At 42.6% G+C, this 26,269-nt stretch carries 17 protein-coding genes; 9 read left to right on the plus strand and 8 right to left on the minus strand.

Annotated elements, in window-relative coordinates:
- Positions 1 to 26: 26 nt before the first annotated feature.
- The 3 genes from DWW10_RS12875 to DWW10_RS12885 all read left to right on the plus strand — a co-directional run bounded on the left by DWW10_RS12875 (position 27) and on the right by DWW10_RS12885 (position 4,081).
- A complete protein-coding gene (locus DWW10_RS12875) occupies positions 27 to 1,997 on the plus strand; it encodes a carbohydrate-binding domain-containing protein (RefSeq protein ID WP_022393522.1) in 1,971 nt (656 codons plus the stop codon).
- A gap of 102 nt (positions 1,998 to 2,099) precedes the next feature.
- The gene (locus DWW10_RS12880; RefSeq protein ID WP_022393521.1) at positions 2,100 to 3,317 is read left to right on the plus strand and encodes a sensor histidine kinase; all 1,218 of its coding nucleotides are present in this window, start codon (positions 2,100 to 2,102) and stop codon (positions 3,315 to 3,317) included.
- 20 nt (positions 3,318 to 3,337) lie between these two features.
- Positions 3,338 to 4,081 (plus strand): LytR/AlgR family response regulator transcription factor, encoded by a 744-nt coding sequence (locus tag DWW10_RS12885; RefSeq protein WP_022393520.1) that lies wholly within the window; start codon positions 3,338 to 3,340, stop codon positions 4,079 to 4,081.
- 76 nt (positions 4,082 to 4,157) lie between these two features.
- On the opposite strand, the gene DWW10_RS12890 is transcribed toward DWW10_RS12885, so the two are convergent.
- The gene (locus tag DWW10_RS12890) at positions 4,158 to 5,345 is read right to left on the minus strand and encodes a C1 family peptidase (RefSeq protein ID WP_118422069.1); all 1,188 of its coding nucleotides are present in this window, start codon (positions 5,343 to 5,345) and stop codon (positions 4,158 to 4,160) included.
- A 94-nt stretch (positions 5,346 to 5,439) separates the two neighbouring features.
- On the opposite strand from DWW10_RS12890, the gene DWW10_RS12895 reads away from it, so the two are divergent.
- Positions 5,440 to 6,288 (plus strand): patatin-like phospholipase family protein, encoded by an 849-nt coding sequence (locus DWW10_RS12895; protein ID WP_022393518.1) that lies wholly within the window; start codon positions 5,440 to 5,442, stop codon positions 6,286 to 6,288.
- 121 nt (positions 6,289 to 6,409) lie between these two features.
- Positions 6,410 to 7,534, plus strand: a complete 1,125-nt coding sequence (locus tag DWW10_RS12900; RefSeq protein ID WP_118222505.1) for an AAA family ATPase — start codon at positions 6,410 to 6,412, stop codon at positions 7,532 to 7,534.
- A 167-nt stretch (positions 7,535 to 7,701) separates the two neighbouring features.
- On the opposite strand, the gene DWW10_RS12905 is transcribed toward DWW10_RS12900, so the two are convergent.
- Genes DWW10_RS12905 through DWW10_RS12920 form a run of 4 tightly spaced genes read right to left on the minus strand, consistent with a single transcriptional unit; the run spans position 7,702 to position 15,544 of the window.
- Complete coding sequence (locus DWW10_RS12905) at positions 7,702 to 9,303, minus strand: glycoside hydrolase domain-containing protein (protein ID WP_022393516.1); 1,602 nt, start codon at positions 9,301 to 9,303, stop codon at positions 7,702 to 7,704.
- Between the two features lie 9 nt (positions 9,304 to 9,312).
- Positions 9,313 to 10,716: a DUF4960 domain-containing protein gene (locus tag DWW10_RS12910; RefSeq protein WP_022393515.1), complete on the minus strand. Its 1,404-nt coding sequence runs from the start codon at positions 10,714 to 10,716 to the stop codon at positions 9,313 to 9,315.
- Positions 10,717 to 10,738: 22 nt separating this feature from the next.
- Positions 10,739 to 12,472 carry a RagB/SusD family nutrient uptake outer membrane protein gene (locus DWW10_RS12915; protein WP_022393514.1) on the minus strand — a complete coding sequence of 578 codons (1,734 nt, stop codon included), beginning with the start codon at positions 12,470 to 12,472 and terminating at the stop codon, positions 10,739 to 10,741.
- Positions 12,473 to 12,490: 18 nt separating this feature from the next.
- Positions 12,491 to 15,544: a SusC/RagA family TonB-linked outer membrane protein gene (locus DWW10_RS12920; RefSeq protein WP_409012365.1), complete on the minus strand. Its 3,054-nt coding sequence runs from the start codon at positions 15,542 to 15,544 to the stop codon at positions 12,491 to 12,493.
- Positions 15,545 to 15,888: 344 nt separating this feature from the next.
- Here DWW10_RS12920 and DWW10_RS12925 point away from each other — a divergent pair, with 344 nt between their 5' ends.
- Positions 15,889 to 17,691, plus strand: coding sequence for a glycoside hydrolase family 32 protein (locus DWW10_RS12925; RefSeq protein ID WP_022393512.1), 1,803 nt, complete (start codon positions 15,889 to 15,891; stop codon positions 17,689 to 17,691).
- Between the two features lie 160 nt (positions 17,692 to 17,851).
- On the opposite strand, the gene DWW10_RS12930 is transcribed toward DWW10_RS12925, so the two are convergent.
- The gene (locus DWW10_RS12930) at positions 17,852 to 18,724 is read right to left on the minus strand and encodes an aldose 1-epimerase family protein (protein ID WP_022393511.1); all 873 of its coding nucleotides are present in this window, start codon (positions 18,722 to 18,724) and stop codon (positions 17,852 to 17,854) included.
- 205 nt (positions 18,725 to 18,929) lie between these two features.
- Here DWW10_RS12930 and DWW10_RS12935 point away from each other — a divergent pair, with 205 nt between their 5' ends.
- The 3 genes from DWW10_RS12935 to DWW10_RS12945 all read left to right on the plus strand — a co-directional run bounded on the left by DWW10_RS12935 (position 18,930) and on the right by DWW10_RS12945 (position 22,790).
- Complete coding sequence (locus DWW10_RS12935; RefSeq protein WP_022393510.1) at positions 18,930 to 20,090, plus strand: MFS transporter; 1,161 nt, start codon at positions 18,930 to 18,932, stop codon at positions 20,088 to 20,090.
- 118 nt (positions 20,091 to 20,208) lie between these two features.
- Positions 20,209 to 21,849 (plus strand): glycoside hydrolase family 32 protein, encoded by a 1,641-nt coding sequence (locus DWW10_RS12940; protein WP_022393509.1) that lies wholly within the window; start codon positions 20,209 to 20,211, stop codon positions 21,847 to 21,849.
- A 56-nt stretch (positions 21,850 to 21,905) separates the two neighbouring features.
- Complete coding sequence (locus DWW10_RS12945) at positions 21,906 to 22,790, plus strand: carbohydrate kinase family protein (RefSeq protein WP_022393508.1); 885 nt, start codon at positions 21,906 to 21,908, stop codon at positions 22,788 to 22,790.
- Positions 22,791 to 22,890: 100 nt separating this feature from the next.
- Here DWW10_RS12945 and DWW10_RS12950 read toward each other — a convergent pair whose 3' ends face one another.
- Both DWW10_RS12950 and DWW10_RS12955 read right to left on the minus strand, forming a co-directional pair.
- Positions 22,891 to 24,315 carry an MAC/perforin domain-containing protein gene (locus DWW10_RS12950; protein ID WP_022393507.1) on the minus strand — a complete coding sequence of 475 codons (1,425 nt, stop codon included), beginning with the start codon at positions 24,313 to 24,315 and terminating at the stop codon, positions 22,891 to 22,893.
- 124 nt (positions 24,316 to 24,439) lie between these two features.
- Positions 24,440 to 26,047, minus strand: coding sequence for a DUF6377 domain-containing protein (locus DWW10_RS12955; protein WP_022393506.1), 1,608 nt, complete (start codon positions 26,045 to 26,047; stop codon positions 24,440 to 24,442).
- Positions 26,048 to 26,269 lie beyond the last annotated feature (222 nt).

Raw genomic sequence — 26,269 nt, forward strand, 5'->3', positions numbered from 1 at the left:
TAATTAAAGTAAGAGGAGATAAGATAATGAAACGGATACATGAAATGTGGATTTTTACAGTATGTGTAGGTTTGTGCGTAGCTTGTAGCACAGACAGTGTGTTTGATGATTGGGGAGAGGAGGGTGGAACAATCCCCGGTGGCAGTAGTGGAAGCTCGGATGCTTCGGGCACTCTGCTCGATTTTGATGTATCATGGAGTGACGTAGCAGATGAATCATATGTTGAAACTGCTGAAACAATTGTTACGGATAAGTCTGACGACGAATATGATGATTTTGTGGAGAACTCTACGTTTTCTTCGACCATACAGATTGATTATTCAAATGGTTCGGCAACAGTGACCGGCTCCGTTAGTGGGGTTACAATAACTACTAATGGAGCTCATGTCACAGTGAACTCTTCCGTGGCAGGAGTAGAATATGTGTTGAGCGGCTCTGCTTCAAATGGCTCGTTCAAGGCATATAGTGATAAAAAGTTCAAGCTTACGCTTGCGGGCGTATCGCTTACAAATGGTAGTGGAGCGGCTATCAATATCCAGTCGGGTAAACGGGTTTTTGTAGAATTGAAGGCTGGAACAGAAAACAATCTGACAGATGCATCTGCTTATTCTACCGTAGATGGCGAAGACGAAAAAGCTTGTTTCTTTAGCGAGGGACAGCTTATCTTTAGTGGTACGGGGGCATTGACTGTAACCGGTAATTATAAACATGGAATCTGTAGTGATGATTATGTTCGTCTGCGTAGCGGCAGTAATCTTACAATCGCTTCTGCAGTGAAGGACGGTATTCATACCAATGATAAAATTATTATTGGTGGCGGCACTCTTTGTGTCACATCTACGAGTGACGGTCTGGAATGCGAGGAAGGTTTTATTGATATTCGTGGTGGGCTGCTGAAACTTTCCACTACCGGTGAAAAGGGAATGGGGTTGAAAGCTTCGGGAGATGTTACTATATCAGGTGGTCTTCTGAAAACAGAAGTGAAAGGCGCAGCATCCAAAGCAATTAAAACAGATGGTAATGTATCCCTTACAGGGGGCCAAATGATATTACTGACTTCCGGGACTGCCTTATATGAGGATAATGATCTGAGTTCTGCTGCCGGCATTAAATGTGATGGCAATATGATTGTTAATGGTGTGGAGTTATCTATTAAGAGTACCGGCGCTGCGGGTAAAGGCATTAATTGTGATGGTACTTTAAATATCGCTAATAGTGTATTGAAGATAATTACCACGGGAAAACAATATGTTTATAATCGCCTTGATTCTTCAGCAAAAGGTATTAAGGCAGACGGTAATCTGACTATCGATAGTGGTACGATCTGGGTAAAAACACCTGGTGGGGAAGGAAGTGAGGGAATTGAAAGTAAAAGTGTTCTCACGGTGAATGGCGGTGATGTCAGTGTATATTCTTATGACGATTGCATGAATGCTTCTAAAAGTATTGTTTTTAATGGTGGAAATATATATTGCTACAGTAGTGGAAATGATGGAGTTGATTCCAACGGAACATTGACAATAACCGGTGGTACAATTGTTTCTATTGGTACAACTTCTCCGGAAGAGGGTTTCGATTGTGACCAGAATACATTTAAGATAACCGGTGGCACTATACTGGGAATTGGTGGTGGAACCAGTACTCCGACTGCCAGTGTTTGCACGCAACGTACAGTTATTTATGGTGGTACGGGTAGCAATGGTACTCTCATCAGTATACAGGGGACAGATGGAGCACACATAATGTCTTATACCATTCCACGATCTTACTCGCAGATGACACTCTTGTTTAGTAGTTCAAAACTGGCATCAGGCACCAGTTATACGATTTATACCGGAGGTTCGGTAACCGGTGGTACCGGTTTCTATGGTTTAACGACCGGCGGAAGTTATACAGCAGGCTCTCAGACTGCAACTTTCACTCCCGGCAGCATGGTTACTTCGGTTGGTAATATCTCTTCCGGTGGTGGCGGTGGAGGAGGTGGTTGGCATTGGTAACGAGAACTTTGCAGACAAAAACCGCTTCTTCATCTATTTCTTTTGTAGTTTGAATTTATATCTCTTATTTTTGCCATGATACTCAAAGAACGGAGACTGTACATGAAAAAAAAGCTTGCCCGTACTGCTACTTATAAAGGCTATCTGCCAGAGATGATGGTATATATCATTGTATGGGTTATTGTGCTTATGGTGCCTATCGTGAGTGACTTTTTTGATTTGTTGTCCGGTAAGGCAGAGGAAATGCATTGGAAAGGTATCTTCATGTTGTGGCTGAATATGCTGCCCTACTTTTTACTGTTCCTGTTGAATAACCGCGTGCTTGCACCCTTCCTGTTCCTGAAGCAGAAGGTGGTGGTGTATGTCATAGCCTCTGTTTTGATATCTGCTTTTACCTTTTATGTCGTGTATCTGTTTTCACCCAGCCCTTTTACGATGAAACGACAGCAAGTTGAACAGAGGATGCACGACCGGAGGGGAGAAAGGCCCGGGCCGAGGGAGTATGTCGTTCCGGGTGTTCCTTCGACTACTGATACCTTGAGAACGCGGGAAGCGCGTCCGGCACCAAGACATCCAGATTTCCGGCGTCCACCGTTTGAGGAAATGCCTTTCTTCATGCCTTTGCTTCGTGGTCCTTTCCTTGGGCGTATGCTGATTGTTTTGCTTATGTTCAGTTTCAACATAGCAGTTAAGCTGTTTTTTAAGTCCATGCGCGATCAGGAAGCTATGAAAGAACTGGAACGCAACAATTTGCAAACGGAGCTGGATTATCTGAAGTATCAGATAAATCCCCACTTCTTTATGAATACCCTCAATAATATACATGCGCTGGTAGATATTGATACAGAAAAAGCCAAGCAGACGATTGTTGAATTATCCCGGTTGATGCGTTATGTACTTTACGAATCGAATAATCGTTTGATATTGCTTTCCAAAGAAGTGCAGTTCCTGAACCATTATATAGAACTGATGCGTATCCGCTATACAGATAAAGTGCGGATAGACGTGTCTTTTCCGATGGATACAGGTGAGATACAAGTCCCTCCCTTGTTATTCGTTTCGTTTGTGGAAAATGCTTTCAAACATGGTGTCAGTTATCAGTCTCCCTCTTTTGTATCTGTCAGTTTACAGATAGAAGGAGATGAAATTATTTTCTGTTGTGCTAATAGTAATTATAATATGACCGAAGACCAGCATCATGGTATTGGCCTCGATAACATACGTAAGCGTCTGCGTTTGCTGTTTGGCAATCGTTATAAGCTTTCTATTGATGAAAAGCCAGATTGCTTTAACGTGCAGTTGTCTGTGCCGATAAGTTAATAACTAATGAATGATGATATATGATAAATTGTATAGCAATTGATGATGAACCGTTGGCTCTTACGCAACTGACTGGTTATATCTCTCGTGTACCCTTTTTGAATCTGGTGGCATCTTGCCAAGATGCCTTTGATGCAATGAAAGTACTTTCTGCACAAAAAATAGATTTGATGTTTGTAGACATCAATATGCCCGACCTGAATGGAATGGATTTTGTACGTTCATTGGCAGAGAAACCTTTGGTTATATTCACTACTGCTTATTCTGAATTTGCGCTTGAGGGCTTTAAAGTAGATGCAGTGGATTATTTGCTGAAACCATTTGGTTTCCAGGATTTTCTGAAAGCTGTGGATAAAGCGCACAAGTGGTGGGAATTCCGCAGTAAAGAACATGGAACCATGACAGCACCGGCAGTGCCATCCGAACTCTCTTTTAGTGACGGTACTTTATTTGTAAAAAATGACTATCGTGTCACACGTATTAATCTGGCGGACATTAAGTATATTGAAGGAATGAGTGAATATGTGCGTATTTTTGTTGAAGGAGAAGCAAAGCCTATTATGCCTTTACTAAGTATGAAGCGTTTGGAAGAGACATTGCCTGCTTCGCAATTCATGCGTGTGCATCGTTCTTATATTGTCAATCTGAAAAAGATAACGGAGGTTTCCCGTTTGCGTATTGTTTTTGGAGATATTTATATTCCGGTAGGAGAGAATTATAAAGATCAGTTTACGGAATATATAAATAGCAGGATGATGAAATAGTGGTGAGTGATTAGTGATTAGCACCATGCGGTAATGACAGCGCAGCATTAATCACTAATCACTCACCACTAATCACTTATTTAATTCCCAGTTTCTTCAACAGCGCCTTGGGCACTGCATCTTTGTGTACCAGGATATTGATAGTCTTGTAAGCTACGAAAGGTTTAGAAGCATACCAGGTACCTTTGTATTTGTTGTTTGTACCCCAGGAGTTCTTTACCATATAGTATTCCTTGCCATTTTGATCTTTAGCGATACCATAGATAAGCATGCCATGATCGTCGGTTGTTTCCCAATTGTCGAATGCTGTCTGGCGCATTTCCTGAGTAACAGTGATTTCCGGCAATGGACGTGAAGTCAGTTCTTTACGTTTGTCGGCAGCAGTAAGACCTGTCCAGCGTGCCATATCCGAACCGGTGAGTTCAGCACCACGATCTGCGTCGGGCATCACTGCAATACCGTCACGAGTGAAACCGTTTTCGCTGACATCGCTACCCCAGGCTACAGTATAACCGTTATTAACAGCATTGTCAATAACAGACATGAATTCCATTAAAGGCAAATTGTAAGAAAGTCCATTACGCCAGTTATCCTGGATTTCAATGTTCATCTGAGTATAGAACGGATGGTGAGTGAATGAAGTCAGTGATACATAATCATCCGGATTGATGCCGAGAGATTCTGCAAATGTCTTCGGAGTATATTCTTTTCCTTGATAAGTGAACGTTTCGGGACATTTACCCAGGTAAGTATCGTAAATAGCAGATAAGCCCTGTTTCCAAACCGGAGTCAGTTTCGTCAGTTTACCTTTAGCTATTGCATTCATGTAAGCACCGGCTACGGCATCCAATTCATTGTGTACAGGCAGTGTATCACCATACATAATTCCCGGCATAGCTTCCTGCGGAACCAAACCGTAGTTTTTCAGGCAATACATAATGTCATAAAAGCTTCCACCCGGTGAGAAGGAACTGTCACCATGGTAACGTGCATAATTCACACCACGGTCTACCATTGTGTGGTGTACTACAAACATTTCGGATAAATCATACTCTCCCTTGCCCATGCGCAATAACTCACTTTCAAGGAAACCTAAAGCTGAGAAACTCCAGCATGTACTTGAACGATTTTGATTTTTAACAGAAGTAATAGGATTCTCTTTAACGGTTGTGAAGATGAAACCTTCGTCTGATTTCGGAGTGTCTTGTGCTGACACATTGAAACTCAATAGGCCTAAAGTGGCAATAAGTATTGACTTTTTCATCATAATTAAATTGATATTAAATGATTGTTACTGCCACAAAGATAGGGAGATTTCGGAAACAAAAGCTATCTTTGGAGCGTTAATTCAGATAATTATGGAGAAAAAGATACATATCAAACCCCAAACAGGATTAGTTCTTGAAGGCGGCGGCATGCGCGGAGTCTTCACTTGCGGCGTGCTGGACAGCTTTATGGACCGTGGCATCCGCTTCCCCTATACTATCGGAGTCAGTGCCGGAGCATGTAACGGGCTTTCTTATATGTCCGGTCAGCGCGGACGTGCCAAGTACAGTAACATTGATTTATTGGAGAAATACCAGTACATTGGTTTGAGACATTTGTTGAAAAAGCGTAATATCATGGATTTCGATCTTTTGTTCCAGGAGTTCCCCGAACATATCCTGCCTTATGATTATGAAGCATATTTCCGCTGTCCCGAACGCTATGAAATGGTGACTACGAACTGCGTGACAGGTGAGGCTAATTATTTTGAAGAAAAACAAGATAAACACCGGGTGATTGATATAGTGCGTGCTTCAAGCAGCCTGCCCTTTGTATGTCCCATAGCTTATGTAGACGGTGAACCTATGCTTGATGGTGGCATTGTTGATAGCATTCCTCTGATGCGGGCAAGGAGTGAAGGCTTTGTCCATAATGTAGTTGTACTTACCCGCAATCGTGGATATCGTAAAGAAGCCAAGGACATACATGTTCCGTCTTTCCTCTATCGGAAATACCCGAAGATGCGTGAGGCATTGAGCTGTCGTTGTCGTGTGTACAATGAACAATTGGAGTTGGTGGAGCGCATGGAAGATGCAGGAGAAATTACTGTAATTCGTCCTCAGAAGCCTGTAACAGTTGATCGTATCGAGCGGGATATTCAAAAGTTGACAGACCTGTATGAGGAAGGTTATGCGTGTGCAGAGGAGTATGATTTTCAGTGATTAATCAAGATATTATAAATGTATTGCCAAATAATGATTGCCATAAAATGGCAATCATTATTTGGCAATATCTCTCTTTATTCTTATCTTTGCCAGACCATGTATTTTAGGAGGTCTATTTATGAATAATCCATTTGTAACTAACGGCTATGTTTCTCCGGAGTATTTCTGCGACCGTAAAACAGAAACTAAAGATATTACAACGTTATTGCTTAACGGAAATAACATAGCACTTATTTCGCCTCGTCGTTATGGAAAGACAGATTTGATTCGTCATTGTTTTTCCCAACCTGAGGTAGCTGAGCATTATTATACTTTTATTGTCGATATTTATGCAACTCGTTCGTTGCGTGATTTTGTAAACAAGTTCGGAAAGGTTATTCTGGATGCTTTAAAACCTCGGGGACGTAAGGTTTGGGAAATTTTTGTGAATGCTATTACTTCTTTACAAGCCGGTATAACTTATGATATAGGTGGAGTCCCTTCCTGGAACATAGGACTTGGTGATATTACCAACCCTGCCGCTTCACTTGACGAAATATTTCATTATTTGCAGCATGCAGATCGCCCTTGTCTGATTGCTATTGATGAATTTCAGCAGATAGGAAAATACCCAGAAGATACTATTGAAGCTACATTGCGTACATATGTTCAATATTGCAGCAATGCCCGCTTCGTCTTTTCCGGTTCGCAACGTCATTTGATGGGAACTATTTTTACTTCCCCTTCACGTCCGTTCTATCAGAGTGTTACTATCATGAATCTGCCACTTATTCCTCTTGATAAGTATGCTGAGTTTGCCGTTCGCCATTTTCGCGAGCATGGAAAGATTCTTTTATCCGAGGTGGTGAATGTGCTTTACGACCGTTTTCGTGGTGGGACTTTCTACTTACAGAAAATAATGAATATCCTCTTTCTGAAAACTCCTGAGGGAGGCACGTGTGGGGTGGAAATGATAGAAGATGCTATCAATTACATTGTTAACTTCACAGCAGATACTTATGCCGAGCTACTCTATCAATTGCCCGAAAAGCAGAAACAGGTACTAATTGCTATCAATCGGGAAGGGCAGGCGCGTAATGTTGTTTCCGGTGCCTTTTCTAAGCGTCATGGTTTGGTATCTCCCAGTTCTGTGCGTTCTGCGTTGGCTGGGTTGCTTGATAAGGATTTCATCACAAAAGAGCGTGACTATTATCAGGTGTACGATCTCTTTTTTAGTATCTGGTTGGCTAAAGAGGAACACTAATCCATAAGCGTACGAAATTACACAAAGTAGAATGGTTTCCGACATCCGTAAATATAGGTGTCGGAGACAAAATAGGCTGTACCATTCAATTTATAGAAAAATGTCTGGCACAGCCTATGCTATCAACCTAATTATTATAATAAAATTCTTTGGTTGTCCGGAATGGGTTAGTAATAGCTAACCTTCACATTACTTACTTCCACTGTTCCAGAATAACCATTAATCGACCATGGATTTTTTTGCATGCCATATATGCGGTTCGTATAAGCCACATTGTCATTGATATAAACCACGCAGACAGAGTTATCCGTACAGATCGTTACATTATAAGTATTATCAGCAGGTCTGTCGAACAGATAACTGTCTATTCCGTCAATGAATCCTTTACCATCTTCACCTTCTTCTTCGAAGTTTATCTTCCGTTTATTATTGTTGTCTTCCGGGTTTACGACGATGGTATAGTACTTCTTGGAGTCCGTGCCGCGTACCAGAGAAATACCGAATCTATCTGCATCACCTGCCGTCTTTACGGTGAATGAAATCTTGTTGTTTACATTTAAGCGATTGAATAGGATATAAGCATTATCCGTCAGAGTATAGTTACCGTTGCTTTCTGATACTCCGCTACTCTTTTCCATCACTTTTACGGTAGAGGCAGTGGCATATTTCTGGCTGATACCTTCTACTAAACCTAAAGTCAAAGTACCATCCGCATGCTGGATGACTTTATGAGCAACCAGGCTTCCGGCCCATTCCGGTTCGTTCGGAGAAGCTCCTACGGCAGTATTGTCATTGCCCGAGCGGGTAGGGCACCATCCCCAGATGTAGCGGTTGGTTCCGTCCGAAGCCGTCTTGCCTGCATAGAAACCACGGGAGTCAAGGAAACCTTCGTGGCTGTCGGGCCAGATTCCGGCATCATTGGCGGTAGTTGCTTTCAGTTCTTCCAATGTACGTCCCTTGAAATATTGAACTTTGCGTACGGCTGCATGCATCTCCGAGTAGACCAGATACCACCAGTCTCCCATCTTGAAGACATCGGGGCATTCATAAAAGCGATCCCACATCATAGTCATGAATACACCTGCATGTTCCCAGGTTTTCATATCCGTAGAAGTATATTCGGCCAGTACGCCTTTACCGTTTTTAGTAGTGGAAACAAGCATGTGGTATTTTCCATCTTCACCCTCAAATATGAAAGGATCGCGGAAATCATTCTTACTGTATCCGTCAGTGTCACCTTTCAGATAGAAAGTGCGATTCTTGGTCCAGGTCTTGAAGTCGGGTGAAGTAGCATACATCACTACTTGACCGTTCTCGGAAGAAGTAGGCTGATATTTGTTACCTGTGTAGAAGGTATAGTACAATTTATCCGAAGGATTATAAATAGTACTACCCGTTCCGATAGCGGCATCCTGTTCCGACACTCCTCCGCAAGAGATCAGTTCACCCATAGAGGTATATGAAGCGGCGTCCTGAGTACTTACCGCCCATATCGGGTGGTAAGTGCCTGCCTGGTTCGGACGGTATTCCTGTAGATACATAATCTTGAAGTCTTTTGCCTGCGGATCATAGAAAGGCATCGGATCGCCTACATAACCTACAGATGGCTTGTAGTAAGTATCAAACTTCATGGCATCTGCCGAAGCAAAATAAGTGCTGGTTCCGTCCCAGTCCTTCTGAGTTAAAACCGGATCATTGTCATCGCTACAGCTGCTGAAAGAAGTGATCATCAGAGCAGCCAGTGTGAGTGAATATATCATTGTTTTCATATATTAGTTTTATTTACCCGTTAAATAGTCAATTGCATTCTCTGTCAGTTTGGCCACATTGCCGTGGTATTTGTCCGCTGAAGCGTCTATGCCATAGGCATACCAGTCGTAGCATCCTGAGCCGATACATACGATGCCTCCGCGAGAACCTTCGGACAGATATTCCCATGCCACGATAGCACCATCGCCACCATAACCCAGATCAACGCCGCCATGATTGGTACGCCATACTTCATTTGTGGTGTAACCGCCCCAGTCGGAACCGATGTGCCATTGTGCTGTACTGTTGGTGGTCCGGTAACCGGTATCGAAGGTATAAACCTTGTCTGTTTCACCGCTGTTCATCACCAGGTTTTGGTAAAGAGCATGCGACTCGTGTCCCTGGATAAAGAAGTTCCATGCACCACCTACTATTTCACCGGATTCTTCCGATTGTCCCCAACAGTTATTCGGGTTGTTACCGTCCAGGGTAGCCCCCAGCTTGGCGGCATAGTAAGTGGCATAGCGGGTAAGCAACAGGTTCATGCCGTTATTATAAAGTTCTTTCATCTTCACCAATGCACTGATTGCCGCAGGCGCTGCCTTTTCAAACTTATCCATGCTGTCGATGCCGCCGTCTATGTGCAGATGCCACCACATGATTTCACATTCACTCAGGTCTACTCTTCCTGCCTGCACATCTTCGAATGAGATATATTGCGAATTGGCAACATTGTTCAGCATCCAGATTGCTGCTTCTTTTTCTTCCGGATTCAATTCATTCAGTGTAGCTGCCAGACCTACATATACGGCACTCGGTGCATCGGTCGGGATAACCGTTACCGTATAAACGGCGGATGCAGTGTTGTATGAAACAGTGAATTCTACAGGATTACTGAAGTCGATAGCCTGGCCGGATGCCGGCATTACGATGGCTCCTGCCGAAGTCGTAATGATCGGAACCATGTTTTTGATATTGACTGAGCTCGGCACACGTACGGTGATGGTACGTTTAGTCTGGTCGATAACTCCGGCATACGCATCGTTCAGTTTGAAGGAGAGTATCCGCGCTTCATCATGCTTGATCTTGACGGTATAGTCCAGAAATACATTTCCGTTAGTCACTTTTATCACTTGGGGAAATGAGAAGTTCAGCATATCGCCTGCCTTAACAGAAGCCTCGGCACCTTCGGATACTTCGATGCTGGTAACTTTCATAGCATCAGTGTCGTATACTTCGGGCACTGCTATGGTCACGGTCTTATTGGTCCGGTCTATCACTCCCGTATAGGCGTCATTCAGTTCAAGGGCGGTGAGCCATGTGTCTCCGTCCAGCTTCAGGTCGGATGTATTATCATCGCTGCATCCCGGGAATGCTAACAGCAGAACGATTCCCAGTACAAGCAGGTTTAGTTTATTCAGTATTGATTTCATAATGTTCTTCTTTTTTATAAGGTTACCAGTTACCACAATTCTGCGTATAGTTTCCGTTGCTGGCACTCATCTGTGCAAACGGGATAGGCAGATATTCGTTTTTATTCTTAGTGAACGAGGCGCTCGTGTAGATGGTGCAGTCGGCAGCTTCCTCGGCATAGAACTTATTCAGCACTTCGGCAGCTTCACCCCATCTTACCAGGTCAAAGAAGCGTTCTGATTCCAGAGCCAGCTCTACACGGCGTTCAAACTTCAGCAATTTCAGGGCATCTGTTTGTGAGTAGCTTCCTGTATAAGGCTGAATGTTGAAACGTACGCCATATTCCATTTCGTAATCGGCAATCATGGCCGTACTTTGTTTGGCACGGTTACGTACTTCGTTAATCAGGCTGATAGCTTCGGCGATACGTCCGTCGTTCAGTTGGATCAGTGCTTCGGCACGCATCAGCAATACATCCGAGTAGCGCAGTACGATACGGTTCATCGGAGAACCCCACCAGGCACCCTTAATCAGGTAATCGCCATCCGGGTCCACATTCTGCTTCAAGGTCACGTAATATCCGTAAAGTCCATTGCTGCGACTCCAGGTAGTCGACTGATCCATCATATAGTTCTTATTGAACTCATAAGGGAATCCCGGCATACCTACCGTCAGGAAGAGGCGTGGGTCAGCATAATCGGATTGTGAATTGTAATCGGTACTGTTAAAGGAATCCAGCAGCGGGTGTCCGTTAGCATCTGTCCTGAATGCGTTCACCAGATTTTGGCTCGGTTTGTAGAAGTCGCAACCACCATCGGTAACTCCCGGAATGTTGGGAACAATCAGACCGTAAGACCAGTTACAATTACCGTTATTGGTACCGTCGTTCATGGAGTATTGCATGGCCCACAGGGATTCTACGCCATTTTCATATTGAGGTTCCGGACGGAAGTTGTTGTGGAAATCCGATTCCAACCCGTAGCCGCCTGCCGACATGATGGCATTGTCCGTGTATTGCACTACTTTCACCAAGTCTTCCGTGCTGAGGCTTGTCACTTCATGGCTGTCTGCATTATCCTGATGATAAGCTTTGTACAGATAAGTCTTTGCCAGATAGGCAGCTGCTGCGGCTTTGGCGGGACGGCCTTTGTCTGCCTGCTTCACGGGAAGGTTATCATAAGCAAACTGGAAGTCGTCTGCAATCTGTTGCCAGCCTTCGTCATTGTTGTAAGTAGTGTTGGAGAGATAGTTGTATTCTTCCGGTGACAAGTTGGCATCGTTGGCAAACGGAATCTTTTTGTACAGGCGTTTCAGCAAGAAGTGACCGTGTGCACGGAGGAATCTCATTTCGGCAATGCGTTGCTGCTTCAATGAATAAGTGCTTTCATCCACTTGTTCCAACAGTTGCAAAGATGTGTTGACGCGTGAGATACAATTGTAGAGACGCTGCCACATATCGCTGATGTTCCATGCCGTAGTCATGATACCTTGCGAGATGTCCAGTGAGTGGAATACATCACCGTCTTCCGTACCGTTTCCGCCTTTGTAAGCGTCATCCGAACGTACGTCATAGTTCCACATGGAGAAGGAAGAGTTGATATCTTCGGCGGTAATCCATACTGCATAAGCAGAGATCACCAGATTGTCGATGTATGCCGGGTTCTTCAGCTGTTCGTCACTGATGGTTCCCTGGGGGAGCTGGTCTTCCAGAAAGTCGGTGCAACTGCCGCACATCAGTGAAAGACCTAAGATTGCTGTATATATTAACTTTTTCATAAGTAACTGATTTTATTGTTAAAAGCCTACATTAATACCGAAAGTTATATTCATCGGGATGGGGTAGCCATAGTTGGCATTTTCAGGATCTACTCCGGTGAATTCCTTACTCTTGATGGTGAATACGTTCTGTGCACTCAGGTAGAAGCGCAGGCGCTCCATCTTCATCTTCTGGGCAAAGGTTTTAGGGACGTTGTAGCCCAACTGTATATTGCGTAACTTCAGGAACGAACCATTCTCAACGAAGTAAGTGGAAACACGCTTCTCATTGTTTGTATCGCTGCGTGACAATGCAGGAATGGTAGAGTTCGGGTTGGTGGGTGACCATGCATCGAGTACTCGCTTGCCTTTGTTCAGGAAACCGATGTTGAGTCCGCTCCAAAGGTCGGTCTCTTTTTTCAGGTCGCTGATGACGTCTACTCCCTGAACACCTTGCCAGAACATGGTGAGGTCGAAATTCTTGTATTCAAGATAGATGTTCAGACCATAGCTGAAGTCTGGTGTCGGATCATAAATCCATTGTTGGTCTTTCTCGTTAATGATACCGTTGTGATCCAGGTCGCGCCAGCGGATACGGCCTATTCCGGCACCTTCTTGAGTGGCGTGGTTATCAATCTCTTCCTGTGATTTGAAGATGCCGTCGGCTACATAACCAACTTGCGAACCATTGGCATGTCCGATTACGCTTTGTACACCGTTACCTCCGAAAGTACCATTGGCTGCTACTGTAGTAGGCAGTTTTGTAATTTCATTCCGGTAAGTGGCTATGTTGGCATTCAGGTCATATTTCAATCCGAATGCAGTTTGATTACGATAACCGAGATTCAGTTCAACACCCACATTTTTCATTTCTCCTGCATTGATCCATTGGCTGCTTCCTTCACCCATAGCGGCGATACCAGCCATCTGTACCAGGATATCCGTTGTCTTTTTGTAGAACCAGTCGAATGAGCCGTAAAGAGATTGTTTGAGAAGTGAGAAATCGAGACCCAGGTTGACCTGTGTGGTTGTTTCCCATTTGATGTTATCGTTACCAATCTGGTTACGTTTGAATCCGGACTGAAGGATACTGCCGCCATTGGTTCCGGCAATGTCATAGGAAGTACCGTAGCTTTGACCGCCTGATTCCGTCACACCGTAGTTGGGAACGTAAATAGTATAGCGGGCAATGTTCGAGATTTCCTGGTTACCGGTCTGGCCCCATGAGCCGCGGACTTTCAGGTCGTCAATCCAACTGAGGTTCTGCATGAACTTTTCACGGTTCAGGCGCCATCCCAGTGAGAAAGAAGGGAATGTGGCATAGCGGTTATTCTTACCGAAACGTGAAGAACCGTCACGGCGTACTGTCATAGAGAGCAGATATTTATCATCATACGTATAATTCAGTTTTCCGAAGAAAGAAACCAGTGAATAGCCTTCGCCCGAGCCATAAGCCTGAGCCGTGCCGGAACCGGCATTCGGCCACATATAGTCGGGCGTCAGGATGGAATAATCTTCTTTATAGCCCGAAAAATTGATATCGTCTTCGCGGTTCAACTCCATACCGACCATGGCGTCACCACGGTGTTTGCCAATTTCCAGATTGTAGGTAGCGATGGCATTCCACATCCATTTCGTCCAGTGTTCCTGCTTGGCTTCTACGGCATTCTTATCATTTGCCACATTACCTTCGGTGATAGGGTAGGTGAAGATGCGTTGTGATTTTTGTGCATAATCCAATCCAAAGGTAGAGCGTACATTGAATCCTTTGAAGGGATTGAGGTTGATGTAGGCATCACCAAACATACGCCAGTAAGTATAGCGATTATCAGAGTTACGATCCAGTCTTGCCACCGGGTTTTCGCGGTCAGGGTATCCACCTACCGGACCGGCATATTCTCCATTGATATCATAAACCGGCAGTGAGGGATTGAATTGCAATACATTCTGCAGGAATCCGCCCGGTGCCTGTACTTCCGAAGTACGGTTCAGGGTGAAATGTTCTCCTATGGTCAGGAATTTGCCAATCAGGTTGTAATCAGAGTTCATACGGGCAGAGAAACGTTCGAAGTCGCTGTCCTTGATGATACCTATATTCTTATAATAACCCAGGGAGAAGAAAGAAGAACCCTTTTCCGAACCGTTGCTTACTGATACATTGTACTGCTGGATAATACCTGTACGGGTGGTTTCGTCAAACCAGTCAGTATCGGCAGCCGGCACAGTGTTGGCGGAATCCAGATATTTGGACATGCTGATGTTGTTCAGTTGAGGATAACCGTTTGCATCGTAGCCCCAACTATACTTATAACCCAGTGCATTGGTATTGGGGTCCTGACCTTCGTTTACGTAAGCCTGCCACATGGCGCGGCCATATTCTTCCGCATTCAGTACTTCCATCTTATTGGTATACATGGAAGCGGCGATAGAAGCATCGAAGTTGATCTTTATCTGTCCTTCTTTACCTTTTTTCGTAGTGATGATGATGACACCGTTTGCAGCACGCGAACCATAGATAGAAGCGGAAGCTGCATCTTTCAATACTTGGATAGATTCGATGTCATTACCGTTCAGTTCGTGCATACCCGATTTGGTAGGGACACCATCAATAATATAAAGAGGGTCATTGTTGTTCAGAGTTCCGATACCGCGGATGCGTACTGTAGCATTTCCACTGGGATTACCATCGGCTGTGATGTTCATACCCGGTACACGTCCCTGCAATGCCTTGATCGGATTGTTTTCATTTTGCTTGGCAATTTCATCCATGCTGACTACGGAAATCGCTCCGGTCAGGTCAGCTTTGCGTTGAGTGGTATAGCCTGTGACTACAATTTCCTGCAGTAATTCGGATTCTTCTTCCAGAGTGATGTTTAGTGTAGCTTGTGCTTTCACATTCACTGTCTTGAAGCCGATATACGAAATAGTCAGTTCCACACCTTGTGGCACAGATAGTGTAAAGTCACCGTCAATATTGGTTATGGTACCGTTGCCTGTCTGGTTAGTCTCTATGACGGTTGCCCCGATAATAGGCTCTCCGTCGGTCTTGGAAACCACCTTTCCCTGTACCGTCAGGCGTTGGGCCTGAGCCATTGTACATATTATAAGAAAGAGTGCAAATAGAAGCGATCTTTTTATGCCTTCCATGTTTTTAGATTTTAATTAATATGCTTTTCATTTTGTAATCGCTGTGGATTACCTCTCAAAACATGCTTTCCCGAGTGATGTTTTGATGTTGCAAAGAAAAGGAATTCTATGACAAGAGGCTGTAATTTATGTTTCATATGCTGACATATTTGTAACAAAATAAAAGGCAGGTATCAAAATTACCAGCTTATGAAACATAAATAGCAGGCTGTTTCTTTTTTATTCGCTTCCTTTGCAAAGTGCTTTCCTGAGCAACCCATTATTAATTAAATGTAATACCCAAAAACATCATGAATTTAAAAAACAATTTGTTGACCGTGCGATGGACCCTTACCTTTATAATAGGTACAATTTGGTCGGTCTTTTCGTGCCAAGCTATTAATCCTCCTTTCGTGATTAAACATTTAGGTGACGGACAGAGCATTGTCCAGATTGAGAATCAAAAGAAATTCCTGTTGCTTCCTGTAGAGGAGGCTTCCCCGGAAGCAAAACTGTATATGATAGCAGACAATGACGTAGTACGCTATATGAACATTCGTTTGGCTATAAATAAGATAGATTACTTTGTTCCGGTAGATCTCTCCGGATTTGATAATAAATCACTTTCCTTTAATTTCCAGTTGATCCCTGATACAGCTATCTGCTGGGACAAGATGGAACTTTCTGATGAGTTCGATACAGCCAATCGCGAAGTATTCCGTCCGGTATATCATTTCTCTCCCAGGTATGGCTGGATGAACGACCCGAATGGCATGGTATATAAAGATGGAGTTTATCATTTATTCTATCAATATAACCCTTATGGTTCTATGTGGGGAAACTTACACTGGGGACATGCAACCAGTACCGACCTCGTTACTTGGGAACATCAGCCCGCAGCTATTGCGCCTGATGCTTTAGGGACTATTTTCAGTGGTTCTTGTGTAGTGGATAAGGATAATACAGCCGGATTTGGTGCCGGTGCCATTGTTGCTTTTTATACTTCAGCAAGTGATCGCCAGGTACAAAGCATGGCTTATAGTCTTGATAATGGAAAGACTTTTAAAAAGTATGCGCGTAATCCTATTCTGACTTCTACACAACGTGATTTCCGTGACCCGAAAGTGATTTGGCATGATGGTACCAAGAAATGGATTATGATTCTCGCCGTAGGGCAGGAGATGCAGATTTATTCTTCACCCAACCTGAAGGATTGGGCTTATGAAAGTAGTTTCGGTGAAGGACAGGGTGCTCATGGAGGTGTTTGGGAATGTCCCGATTTGATAGAACTGCCCATTGAAGGTACGGAATTGAAGAAATGGGTCTTGATCTGTAATCTTAATCCGGGTGGACCTTTCGGTGGTAGTGCTGCCCAATATTTTGTAGGAACGTTCGACGGAAAAACATTCGTGAATGAATCCCCGAAAATGACGAAATGGATGGACTGGGGAAAAGATCATTATGCTGCTGTCACCTGGAGCAATGCCCCCGAAGGTCGTCATATCGCATTAGCATGGATGAGCAATTGGCAGTATGCCAATGATGTACCTACTATGCAATATCGTAGTGCAAATTCCGTGCCCCGCGACTTGAGCCTTTATACCTCGGCCGGTGAAACGTATCTGAAATCTTCTCCTTCCAGAGAATTGCTGAAACTGCGTGGAAAAGAAGAAAAGAAACGTTCCTTCAAAGTGGACCGTACCTATAATATGGATAAGCTGCTTGCCGATAATACCGGTACGTATGAAATTGAAATGACAATTAAGAACCGGAATGCTGAGATTGTAGGTTTCCAGCTTTTCAATTCAAAAGGAGAAGAAGTGGATATCTATTATAATCTGGTAGAGAAGAAATTTGCGATGGACCGTAGTAAGAGTGGAATCGTATCATTCAGCCAGGATTTTCCGATAGTGACTTTTGCTCCAATAGAGGATAATTCGGAAATGACATTACGTCTTTTTGTTGATAAATCGAGTATTGAAGCATTTGGAGATGACGGACGTTTTGCAATGACAAACCTTGTATTTCCATCAGAACCTTATAACCGCATCAGTTTCTATGCTAAAGGTGGAAGCTATACGGTAAGTTCGTTCAAGGTTTATAAATTGAAGTAAAATTAGTCTGTTTTACCTATTTTTCTATACCCAATCTGCATCAAAGCCGTACCAAGTCCGTATATGCTCCGTACCTAAGTGGTTGGACCAGACACGGAGTTGGTACGGCTTTGATACGGAGTTGGTATGGGGAAGATATATGGATTGTTCTGTTTTTCTTTTATTCCTCTATTTCGATAGTGTATTTTCCTCTGAATATTTCTTCGGGTTGCAGATGCTGCATCCAATCCTTTTCTTTATATTCTCCTGTATAGTGCGCCCTGTCGCAACGACCATACCAAGGTTCTATACAGACGAATGGAGCATTCTTGGAAGGAGGTGACCACAAACCGACTACAGGTGCATTGAAATGTAGGCTGAGATAAGGTTGTTTCTCCTTATTATATAGAGTAACCTGTCGTACTTGATTGTCTTCCAGTATCAGTGCATCTTTATCAAAAGTGTGTGTATCTATAGGTAGCCATTCATCAGTCAATTCCAATGGATATTTAGTGTCCGGATCAGCGCAGCCCTTTTCGGAAATGAGGATATATTTCAGCCTATTCTTTTTACCGAAACCAAAGAAGCCTCGTTCTTCTGTAGTAGCATCGAAATCCGGATAATAGAATGCGGGGTGTGCTCCAATCTGGAAATGCATTTCCTTTTCTCCGGTATTCTTCACTTCCCATACAACGTCGACTTTCTTTTCATGGATGCGATAGCCGATTTCGAGGCAGAACGGAAAGGGGTATTTCTTGAGTGTCTCTTCGTTGCTGACAAGTTGATAACGCACTTCGTCGTCATGCTCCAATATAAGCGTAAACTCCATGTCGCGGGCAAATCCATGCTGGGTAAGGGCATAGGTTGTACCTTCGTTACGATATTCATTATCCCATACACTGCCTACGATGGGGAAGAGCACCGGTGAATGACGTTTCCAAAATGCGGGGTCTGCTTGCCACAGATATTCTTTTCCATTAGAGAAAATACTGCACAATTCGGCTCCATGTGCAGAGACCTCGATACTAAGTTTTCCGTTAAAGAGTATTTCCATAATGATTTATTTATGAGTTTGTTGTATATACTTGTACAAAAGTAGCTAAAAAGGATGATAATAGGACTCAAATACGGCTAAAAAACGGTCCTGTATCATAATTGATATTCTTTGTAACAAAATTGTTATCCCGTTGTCGTGGTATTCGCTTCCTTTGCAACATGCTTTCCCGAGCAAGAAATACTTAAATTAATACCATACAACAATGAAATCAAATTCTTCGTTATCCAAGCTTTTCCCGGTGATGCTTTGTTTCTTCGCCATGGGATTTGTAGATCTGGTAGGTATTGCCTCCAACTATGTAAAAGCAGATTTAGGTCTGACGGATTCTCAGGCTAACATCTTTCCCTCGCTGGTTTTTTTCTGGTTTTTAATCTTCTCCGTACCGACAGGTATGATGATGAGTCGTATCGGACAGAAAAAAACGGTACTTCTTAGTTTGCTGGTGACTTTTGCTTCTTTATTATTACCGGTTTTCGGTGATAGTTATACGCTTATGCTGATTTCTTTCTCTTTATTAGGTATCGGCAACGCGCTTATGCAGACTTCACTAAATCCGTTACTTTCCAATATTGTCAGAGGTGACCGTCTGGCAAGTAGTCTAACCTTTGGACAGTTTGTGAAAGCGATAGCCTCGTTTCTTGCACCTTACATTGCCATGTGGGGAGCTACGCAGGCCATTCCATCCTTTGGTCTGGGCTGGCGGGTGCTATTCCCTATTTATATGGTAATTGCTGTAATCGCTGTTTTACTATTAGGACAGACACAGATCGCTGAAGAAAAAGAAGAAGGCAAACCTTCTACATTTGGTCAGTGTTTAGCTCTATTGGGCAAACCGTTTATTCTGCTATCTTTCATCGGCATTATGTGTCATGTAGGAATTGATGTGGGCACGAATACTACCGCACCTAAGATTTTGATGGAACGCTTGGGTATGGGATTGGATGATGCTGCGTTTGCTACCAGTCTTTATTTTATATTCCGTACGGCAGGTTGCTTTACAGGTTCTTTCATTTTGAGAAAGATGAATGCCAAATCGTTCTTTGCTATCAGTAGTTTTATGATGTTATTGGCAATGATAGGGCTTTTTGTTTTTCATTCAAAAACATCTATTTATATTTGCATTGCATTGATAGGTTATGGTAACTCAAATATATTCTCGATTGTCTTTTCGCAGGCATTGCTGTATATGCCCGGCAAGAAGAACGAAGTTTCCGGTCTGATGATTATGGGCCTTTTCGGTGGAACAGTGTTTCCGTTGGCAATGGGACTGGCAAGTGATGCGGTAGGACAAAGCGGAGCAGTAGCGGTAATGACAGTCGGTGTACTGTACCTGCTGTATTATACTCTGAAGATTAAGAAATAACTTTAAAGGAAAATTGCGGTATGAAGTCTTATCAATTTTCCTGATATTGCATAACAAACATGGGATTCGGCTAATAATCCTTTAATGTTTAAATTGGAAACAAATTAATTAGTAGAATATGAAGTTAATCTTAAGACTATTAGTGACCAGCGCATTTTTACTTTCGTGTAATTGGGCGTTTTCTGGTGACATTGAATTGAAAATCAACAAAAAGTATCTGAATTTTCCTGTTTCTCATAAACAGGAAAGGGCGAAAATGACTTTTAAATCGGAAGGGAAGCCCGATTTGTCGGTAGTTATCCGTCTGGCATCCGGCGAAGCTGATTATTGGGTGTTTAAAGATGTTTCCGATCTTAAAGGTAAAACAATCAGGATAAGTTATGAGGGAGATGAAAAGGGATTAAGTAAAATATACCAGGATGACTTTATAGCCGGACATGACAGCCTTTATCGGGAAACGAACCGTCCGCAATTCCATTTTACTACTCGTCGTGGCTGGATAAATGACCCTAACGGGCTGATATATCATGATGGAGAGTATCATTTGTTTTATCAGCATAATCCCTATGAACGTGACTGGGAAAATATGCACTGGGGGCATGCTGTAAGCAAAGACTTAATTCATTGGGAAGAACTACCGGATGCCCTTTATCCAGATCATTTAGGTACAATGTATTCAGGATCAGCAGTGATAGATTATGAAAATACTGCAGGGTATAATAGAGATAATGTTCCTGCCATGATAGTGGCTTATACAGCTGCCAGTCCGGATAAGCAAGTGCAATGTATAGCATATAGTCTTGACAATGGACGTACTTTTACCAAATATCCGGAGAATCCTGTGATTGATTCGAAGCATATCTGGAATAGTGTAGATACGCGTGACCCGAAAGTATTCTGGTATAAACCCGGCAAGCACTGGGTTATGGTGCTGAATGAGCGTGATGGACACTCTATCTACATTTCTTCCAATTTGAAAGAGTGGACTTATCAAAGCCATACAACCGGATTTTGGGAATGTCCTGAGTTGTTTGAATTGCCTATTGATGGAGATCCGAATAATACGAAGTGGGTGATGTATGGCGCCACAGGCACCTATATGCTTGGTTCGTTCAATGGGAAAGTTTTTAAACCGGAAATGGGAAAATATCAATATACAACAGGTTCTATATATGCTGCGCAGACATTTACCAATATGCCCGACGGACGACGTATTCAAATGGGGTGGGGGCGAATCAGTCATCCGGGAATGCCTTTTAATGGTATGATGTGTTTGCCAACGGAGCTTACCCTTCGGACTACTAAAGATGGACCAAGATTATTTAATGTCCCGATTAAGGAATCCGAGCAGTTGTTTACGCCTCTCCGTCAATGGAATTCTCTCAAGGCAAATGAAGCCAATGAATTGCTGAAAGAATTTGAAAATGCAGATTGCCTTAGAATTAAAACCACATTCAAGTTGTCTCATGCAACTAGTGCCGGATTTAATTTGTTTGGCCAGCAAATGCTTACTTACGATCTTAATCCGAATACAATAAATGGCGTGTTCTACTCTCCTGATGATATGACAAGTATGGAAATAACTGCCGATATATATATAGACAGAACTTCTATTGAAGTGTTTGTCGATAACGGAGTATATTCATTTTCAATGGTTAGAAAGCCGGATAAGAATAATAAGGAAGGATTTCATTTCTGGGGGAATAATATTGATATTAAGGAGCTACAAGTATTTGGGGTTAAATCAATATGGGACTAATAATTTATTAATGGTTTAAATCAATCTCTTTTCGGAGAGTAACAACTTATTTATATATGAATACAATCGTTGGAATGGGTGAAGCGCTTTGGGATGTGCTGCCCGAAGGAAAGAAAATAGGTGGTGCACCTGCCAATTTCGCTTATCATGTATCACAGTTTGGTTTTGACAGTCGTGTCGTAAGTGCTGTAGGGCGTGATGCTGACGGACGGGAAATATTGGATGTTTTTGCTCAAAAGAAGCTGACTTGCCAGATAGAACAGGTGGATTACCCTACGGGTACGGTACAGGTTACTCTTGATGCTGTCGGTGTACCTTGTTATGAAATTAAAGAGGGGGTAGCTTGGGATAATATACCTTTTACGGACGATTTGAAACGGCTGGCTCTTTCTACCCGTGCCGTTTGTTTCGGTTCTCTGGCTCAACGCAGTCCTGTGAGTCGGGCTACTATCCAGCGCTTTTTGGATACGATGCCTGACGGAGAAGATCAGATTAAGATTTTCGATATTAATCTTCGCCAGGGATTTTATACGAAGGAGATTCTTTGTGAATCTATGCGTCGTTGCAATATCCTTAAAATCAATGATGAGGAATTGGTGACAATCAGCCGCATCTTTGGTTATCCGGGTATCGATTTACAGGATAAATGCTGGATACTTCTGGCTAAATACAATCTGAAGATGCTGATTCTGACTTGTGGAACCAATGGCAGCTATGTATTTACTCCGGGCGTAGTATCTTATCAGGACACACCGAAAGTTCCTGTGGCCGATACTGTGGGAGCGGGTGATTCATTTACTGCTGCTTTCACATCTGCCATACTTAGTGGAAAACCTGTTCCTGAAGCACATAAACTGGCCGTAGAAGTTTCTGCTTATGTTTGTACACAGAGTGGGGCTATGCCGGAATTACCGTCTGCTTTTAAGAGTCGGTTGGAGTAAGTACCTGAAAGGTTACAATTAGATTGTTTTCTCCTTTATCATTACTATTCTGATATGGTAATGATAAAGGAGATTCATTTATATGGCAACTAATTTGGTATTATAAGGGCATTGTGTAGCATACAATACCTGTTTTCTTCCAACTTCCTTCTATTCCATATGCCTGTTTGTCTTCTGTAGTGTAACAATAATCATTTTCATTTGCTGCTTCGTATAGAGGAATGGCTCCGTCTACGGGTGAAGTATATACATATCCCAGTTCTTTTTCCAGTTGCCATCCGGCGTCTGCTTGTAATGGCTCTACGGATAAACGTTGTTTTTGCCCGTTGCTATATAAATACAGAGGCACGGTATGTGTTCTTTGCTGTTTGTAGATGGAACAAACGGCTCCTTCATATTTTCTGTTGGAGTGCACTGCAATATCTAAATAAGATGTATCGTATGTGTGATTTTTGCCATTCCAAGCCTGAAGTAACGGAGTTGTGGAAACAGACGATAATTTTTGGTTGGAAATATATTTTTCTATGGCATCTTTCACTTGTTTTCTTTTGGTGGCATCCTTTATCATATCATAAATAGGAAGGACTTTGTTTTGAGTGATTTTCGTTAAAGTATAATTTTCTTCATTAAAGGACTTCAACCAGGTGTTAAGGTCGGCGGTTGTCGGCAGTGAAGGCAATAAGGTTGTATTTCCTCCATAGAATTCGAAGATAAGTTGACCTCCTATGCTTTGTGCCACTTCCTCTTCCCATCCACCGACACTGCTTCCGGTAGAAAAGCCTTGCTGGGCCATTTTTGTCAAAGCGCTGACTAAGGTGATTTTTACAATGTCGGTTGCCGATGTCGCTGTAGGTACTGCTGTTCGGTAAAGTCCTCTGAATCGTGCTCCTATGCAGACATCTATTAAAAAGTGTGTGCCATATTTGTTTATGATATTTTCCGCTGTCAGACTGGTCACATCATTTTCAAACTCCTGAGTAAGATATCTGTATTTATATTTCTCTGAGATATAAAACGGTGATAAGTACCAGCGCTCCATTGTAAAGAGCTGTTCACTGGAGGCAAAAGAATATTGTGAAGAATGGTTGTAATCAGACTGGAATTCCTTATGCTTGAGAATGGTACCTACGGAGAGAGCGTTCTTGGAATTTACGTCTTCCAATATCAGGCTATTGCTAATGTTGGCAAGGAACGCTGTTGCATTTTCTCCGGCGTAGTTTTGGGATTCGGTAGAAGTTGCCTTCATACAGGTGAAGTCATATATATCGCTGTCTGCCAATTTATCCAAATCTATTATAGGTGCTTTTATGGCCTCGGGGCTTAAGTAATCAGCGGTAACATCGTAGCCCGCACCAAGAATTTGTTTCATACTTGCCGGGTAGGTTTTGAAAATGACTTCCTTGTCAGGAATAGCTTTGAGTTCATAGACATCAGAAGGAGTTTCATCTTCCGGGGTGAAATCAGAATCTGAGGAACATGCATATGAAATACATGCCAGAATGCCAAAATAGAATAGCTTTTTCATAAAATAATAGTTTTCTAGTAGTTACATTGTATTTGTAGGCAAAAGTAACAGAAGTATTTGAAGGAGCAATGTGTACACGTCCTTTTTTAAAGAAAAAGTGTCTTGTTTTATATTATAGACGATTTTACATTACTGCACAAAGTTCCTCCACCTGCTTTTCAAAACTATTCCTCATCTTTGCCTTATTCTTCACTACGCTCCGATGATTGTAAATAGTTTGTGGTGAATAGAACAGGAGGGTGGCTATCTTAGAGCTATCTTTAATCCCCATACGTATCAATGCAAATATCCGGAGCTCCGTATTCAATATCTCTCCTCTTTTAGGAATGATTTCTTCACCTTCTCGTAATAATGCATTAAATTCTTCTATAAATTTGGGGTATAAGTTCAGAAATGCAGTATCGAAGTTTACAAAGAACTCTTTCGCATCGGTGTCTGATAGTTTAGTGGCATTGACTAACTTCAAGAGATCATCCGTTTGTTTTGCTTTCACCTTGCGTTTTACCAAATCCTGGTATTTATTCAGTTTATCTATATAGGCAGCACACAAATCCATGAACAGGCTTACATATTCTTCACGCGTATGATTGGTCTCTACTAATGCTTTATTCAGATGCTGTAATTCCTGATTCATATCCGCCAGTATCTCTCTGCGTTTATGAAGTTGGTGCATTTGCCGGTAAATATAGATCAGGGAAATAACCAGTCCGATGGATAATATACTGATGCATATCAGTGACCATTGTAGCCGTTTACTTTTAATAAGGTTCTGTTCCTGATAAGACAGTACGATAGAAGGGAATTTCTTCGCTATCTCGAGCATACGGAGACGATTGTTATAAAACTGTGCGTCTTCCATGGAATAATTCAGGTAGCGGTTGGCACGCGATACTTCTCCACTTCTGTTTTTAAAGATATATAAGGCAAGTTCCTGCAGAGCCAGGTTTTCCTTAAGCGGGCATACCTGGTCCGAAATAGCAGCTTTGATCAGATAATGCTCATATTCGTCCCAATTCCCTAATTTAGAATGGACTAATGCCAAACCGTAAGTAACCATAGCATAAAGACGAACATTTACGGGAACTCCTTCCAATGCTTTTTGGTAGTATTCTTTCGCTTCGGAATATCTTTGGTGACGATAGAGATTTTCTCCTTTCCAGTAGTTGTGTAATGACGAACCGACGGGTAGCACACTGATTAGAGAATCCTGATAGAGCATCTCTTTTTCATAATAGCGGGGGGCATATACTTTATCATTGGAGTATTCGGCCCACATACTGTAAGCCCATTCACAGGCGACATAGTATTCTATCTTTGACGGAGCATCTAAAGTGCGTGAGTCTATTTGTGCCAGATTCTGAATGGATTCGCTGAAATAGCCTGAGGTGGAAAGAAGTACTGAACGGTGAATGATGCTCAGATTGCGATAAGTGGGATTTGAAAGCTGCATGGCCACTTGTTCTTCCCTGTCTACATAGAGCATGGCCGAATCGAAACGATATGTATAGTACTCTTCATAAATGGCATTGTATAATCGGAAACGTTCATTTTTATCCATTGCCGGATATAGCAAATGTTTTAGACTGTCAATCCGGGTTTCCTTTTGGAGCGAGTATTGGTTGCGCTGTTTTAAAGCTGATTCCAATTCATTGGATAAGTCCGTTTTATTCGCTGCACGAAAAGGTACAAGCATAAATAGTAGAAATAATCCCGATAACAAGTATCTTTTCATAGGGTATATTCATTTAAAGTAGACAAATACAAAGATATTAAAAGTTTTCAGCAAACGGATACATCTACCTGCTTTTATAAAATGGATACCTGTAATATGTTTATAATCAGCATGATAATGGCGTGCGTTACTTCACTTCAATCTACCTGACAACTACTTGTGGCAACAGTGCATAATAATACCTTCTAACTTTGCCCTCGTTGAAAGATAAAGGATGTATTC

Source organism: Bacteroides intestinalis, assembly GCF_003464595.1.
In the GTDB taxonomy this organism is placed as follows: Bacteria; Bacteroidota; Bacteroidia; order Bacteroidales; family Bacteroidaceae; genus Bacteroides; species Bacteroides intestinalis_A.

Coding starts and splice junctions, on each gene's coding strand:
- DWW10_RS12940 (WP_022393509.1), top strand. CDS start 20,209: ATGAAGTTAATCTTAAGACTATTAGTGACCAGCGCATTTTTACTTTCG.
- DWW10_RS12945 (WP_022393508.1), top strand. CDS start 21,906: ATGAATACAATCGTTGGAATGGGTGAAGCGCTTTGGGATGTGCTGCCC.
- DWW10_RS12935 (WP_022393510.1), top strand. CDS start 18,930: ATGAAATCAAATTCTTCGTTATCCAAGCTTTTCCCGGTGATGCTTTGT.
- DWW10_RS12915 (WP_022393514.1), bottom strand. CDS start 12,472: ATGAAAAAGTTAATATATACAGCAATCTTAGGTCTTTCACTGATGTGC.
- DWW10_RS12890 (WP_118422069.1), bottom strand. CDS start 5,345: ATGAAAAAGTCAATACTTATTGCCACTTTAGGCCTATTGAGTTTCAAT.
- DWW10_RS12900 (WP_118222505.1), top strand. CDS start 6,410: ATGAATAATCCATTTGTAACTAACGGCTATGTTTCTCCGGAGTATTTC.
- DWW10_RS12875 (WP_022393522.1), top strand. CDS start 27: ATGAAACGGATACATGAAATGTGGATTTTTACAGTATGTGTAGGTTTG.
- DWW10_RS12910 (WP_022393515.1), bottom strand. CDS start 10,716: ATGAAATCAATACTGAATAAACTAAACCTGCTTGTACTGGGAATCGTT.
- DWW10_RS12925 (WP_022393512.1), top strand. CDS start 15,889: ATGAATTTAAAAAACAATTTGTTGACCGTGCGATGGACCCTTACCTTT.
- DWW10_RS12920 (WP_409012365.1), bottom strand. CDS start 15,544: ATGGCTCAGGCCCAACGCCTGACGGTACAGGGAAAGGTGGTTTCCAAG.
- DWW10_RS12930 (WP_022393511.1), bottom strand. CDS start 18,724: ATGGAAATACTCTTTAACGGAAAACTTAGTATCGAGGTCTCTGCACAT.
- DWW10_RS12880 (WP_022393521.1), top strand. CDS start 2,100: ATGAAAAAAAAGCTTGCCCGTACTGCTACTTATAAAGGCTATCTGCCA.
- DWW10_RS12955 (WP_022393506.1), bottom strand. CDS start 26,047: ATGAAAAGATACTTGTTATCGGGATTATTTCTACTATTTATGCTTGTA.
- DWW10_RS12885 (WP_022393520.1), top strand. CDS start 3,338: ATGATAAATTGTATAGCAATTGATGATGAACCGTTGGCTCTTACGCAA.
- DWW10_RS12905 (WP_022393516.1), bottom strand. CDS start 9,303: ATGAAAACAATGATATATTCACTCACACTGGCTGCTCTGATGATCACT.
- DWW10_RS12895 (WP_022393518.1), top strand. CDS start 5,440: ATGGAGAAAAAGATACATATCAAACCCCAAACAGGATTAGTTCTTGAA.
- DWW10_RS12950 (WP_022393507.1), bottom strand. CDS start 24,315: ATGAAAAAGCTATTCTATTTTGGCATTCTGGCATGTATTTCATATGCA.